Source organism: Candidatus Bathyarchaeota archaeon (genome assembly GCA_026014725.1).
Lineage (GTDB): Archaea > Thermoproteota > Bathyarchaeia > Bathyarchaeales > Bathycorpusculaceae > Bathycorpusculum.
The window spans coordinates 1-1,330 of record JAOZHV010000051.1 but is presented as its reverse complement, the minus strand read 5'-3'; the positions used below and the strand labels follow the sequence as shown (position 1 = coordinate 1,330).

Annotated in this window: 5 protein-coding genes; 2 read left to right on the top strand and 3 right to left on the bottom strand. The window is 49.0% G+C overall.

The genetic code is table 11. The annotated features are described in order from the left end of the window. Both NWE95_10420 and NWE95_10415 read right to left on the bottom strand, forming a co-directional pair. Positions 1–203: hypothetical protein (locus NWE95_10420; protein MCW4004312.1), on the bottom strand; the 203-nt coding region annotated here is incomplete at its 3' end. Between the two features lie 18 nt (positions 204–221). Then, a complete protein-coding gene (locus NWE95_10415; protein MCW4004311.1) occupies positions 222–581 on the bottom strand; it encodes a hypothetical protein in 360 nt (119 codons plus the stop codon). Between the two features lie 72 nt (positions 582–653). Between NWE95_10415 and NWE95_10410 the strand changes: the two genes are divergently transcribed. Beyond that, on the top strand, positions 654–932 hold the full coding sequence (locus NWE95_10410; GenBank protein ID MCW4004310.1) for a UPF0147 family protein: 279 nt from the start codon (positions 654–656) through the stop codon (positions 930–932). Here NWE95_10410 and NWE95_10405 read toward each other — a convergent pair. Continuing rightward, entirely contained in the window at positions 910–1,074 is a 165-nt protein-coding gene (locus NWE95_10405) for a hypothetical protein (GenBank protein MCW4004309.1), read from the bottom strand. The genes NWE95_10410 and NWE95_10405 overlap by 23 nt on opposite strands. A gap of 70 nt (positions 1,075–1,144) precedes the next feature. Between NWE95_10405 and NWE95_10400 the strand changes: the two genes are divergently transcribed. After that, positions 1,145–1,330: hypothetical protein (locus NWE95_10400; protein ID MCW4004308.1), on the top strand; the 186-nt coding region annotated here is incomplete at its 3' end.

Genomic DNA, 1,330 nt, shown 5'->3' with positions numbered 1-1,330 from the left:
TCCGCGTCGGCTATGCCTAACTCAAAAATTATTGTGCATTGAGGCACGCTTGGATTAGCCACTTCTTCGAAACTGAAAGTTCTGCGATTCACTTCGTTGAGCACTTGGATTAGCTTTTGCTGGAGTTTCTTGGTTGAAAGAGTTACCGTGAAGTTTTCGGTTCTGTGAACACCCGCAGGAAAATTTTCGTAAAACCCGCGCATTTTCCACCGCTTTCCCCTTCAGTTCTTCTTCATCTTCTTAACCTTTTCAAGGTTACTCAAAAGTTCGGAAAGCGCAGCGCTCAGCTTCTGCAACTCATCCACATCCTCAGTCTGCTGAATCTTGCTCTGCATCTCCTGCACTTTCGACAAGAGCGTGGCTTCAAGCTTATCCATCGCTGCGCCCGCGGCTTTCTCCGCTTCCTCACCCTCCTTTACAATTACGACTTTCTTTTCGCATTTCGCGCACCACAAGGTTCCGTCTTTTAGCCTGAAAAGCGGCGAAACGCAAACTGGACACGCCAACTCAGTCAACGTGGTGCCCTGCCGCAGCAAGTCAGCCATGCGCTTAATGGATGCGTCACCAGTTTTTTCCTGCATGGGAACCCCAAAGTAAATACGTATCAAAGCTTATATAACTTGGTTACTGCGCTATTGGTTAGGTGGTTGTTTATGGTGCGGAAGAAAAAAGCTGAGGAATATGAGGAACGAATCAAGCAAGCGCTGGCTGTGCTTGGAGAAGTTTCAGAAGACAGCACTACGCCACGGAATATCCGGCGCGCCGCGAAAGACGCCATGAACGCGCTGCAAACAGGCGAGTACACGCCTGCCGTCAGAGCCTCAAATGCCATATCGCTTTTGGATGAGATTTTGCAGGATCCGAATATGCCGCCGTACACGCGGGTTAAACTGTGGAACGTCATGAGCTTCATAGAAGCCATAAAAGATTAGCGTTTAACGTGAAAGGATAAACCCTGCGCGGCTTAATGAAACCGCTGCCTCTGCCCTGTTCCGTGCATGCTGCGTTTAACATGCTTTTTGTTTTCTCTCTGCCGCAAGCATTATTAGTGTCTTGCGCAGGTGTGCTCGCCAAAAGGTGACCCCCGAGTGAAGATGCGCGCCCCCACGAGTAGGGGCGGTGTTTAGTCGTGTCGCAGACGCGCTTGACCGCTGAATTCGATTGGCTGAAGATATTTGCACTGTTGTTGCTGATTTTTGTTCATAGCGATCTCTATTTTGCCTTTCCAGAAATTATCCAGTCCGTTCAATGTTTTCTGCTGAGTTGCTTTTTCTTTATCGGCGGCTTCTTAACCTTCACTTCGTTCCACAAACGGGAAGCCAGCGTTCGC